This is a genomic window from Oleiphilus sp. HI0079, from assembly GCF_001635105.1.
The window spans coordinates 1-1,209 of sequence record NZ_LWFT01000909.1 but is presented as its reverse complement, the minus strand read 5'-3'; the positions used below and the strand labels follow the sequence as shown (position 1 = coordinate 1,209).

Annotated in this window: 2 protein-coding genes; one reads left to right on the top strand and one right to left on the bottom strand. The window is 47.4% G+C overall.

Annotated elements, in window-relative coordinates:
* Positions 1–162: 162 nt before the first annotated feature.
* Positions 163–714 (bottom strand): hypothetical protein, encoded by a 552-nt coding sequence (locus tag A3750_RS16835; RefSeq protein ID WP_156492246.1) that lies wholly within the window; start codon positions 712–714, stop codon positions 163–165.
* Positions 715–720: 6 nt separating this feature from the next.
* Between A3750_RS16835 and A3750_RS16830 the strand changes: the two genes are divergently transcribed.
* On the top strand, positions 721–1,209 hold a 489-nt coding region (locus A3750_RS16830), incomplete at its 3' end, for an AraC family transcriptional regulator ligand-binding domain-containing protein (RefSeq protein WP_231871857.1).

The window sequence follows — 1,209 nt, the reverse complement described above, 5'->3', positions numbered from 1 at the left end:
TCCTCTACAGTCTTTGAACATTTTCAGGAACACATATTATTAGCGTTACCTTTTATATGCCCGCTGTCGAATAGGCCTCGACAGCGGGCTTTTTATTTTGAGCAGAGCGGGCACACGCTTTAAAGACGTGTAATAACGACGATACGTTAAAAGCGATACTTCCTAGTTAACACGATAGGCGTAATGAACAGGCAAGCCTTTTCGCATCAAGACAAGAGATAGCTCGTTACCTTCTTCAAGTGTTGAGAACAGTGTGTTTTGCTGCTCATGCAACCATTCACCGTTCACGCGCATAATGACATCATTCTCTTGCAAACCAAGCGTTGTGTAGAACTCGTTGTCTGCAACACCCTCCAAACGCATAATGCGAACACCCTCGACCTCTAGCTCAGCCGGTTGAAAGAACGCTCTAAGTGCTGATTGATTTTCAAGTTGCTCGTCAACCCATTCTCGGCTTAATGGCCGCTCGCCTTCCGGCGCGACAACACCCCGATACTGATACTCAAGCCCTGCCGGAGGCAGCTCGTCAGTATCCAGCACATTACCTGAAGCAAGCGCTGCTTTTTCTATCTCGCTGATATAATCGGCCTCTTGAACGTCGACATAGTCTTCACGATCCTCTGACGAGCCAGAAAGACTCAAACGCTCAATAGTTCCCGCATTTTCAATTAAGACATACTTTGCAAACACTGCGCGCAGTAGCACGTCAGGCAAAATCTCTTGGCCAGTACGAAAATTCTGGGTGCGGTTAAAACCACAATTACTTTTCGAAATTTAGTTGTTAAAGGAATGCCCACAAAGCTTGAGCAATCTCCAGAAGGTTACACCTACAGCGTGGACTGCATTTCTGATGCACCCGCGTTTCACCCATTAATTGAGCTAGAGCTAGCGGCCTGTATTCGATTTGCCAAGCTCTGTACGCAGACGGCAGATGCCTATCCACTGAACATTAAACGCGTTTCATTAAGACACTGCCCTATTGCGCCTGTGCGTCACTATCAGCGGATATTTGGCTGTCCGCCTACGTTTAACGCAAGCACATACAGCATATTGCTACCAGCAGAAGAGCTAGAAAAGCCGACCCACAACCCGAATTTTGGGCTATATAGATTACTTGAAGAGAAGCTCAGCCGGGCGCTGATCAACCGAAGCGAGCAGATATCCTTTAGCGATAAAGTGCGCGCCTATATCGACGCGAATATACCGGAG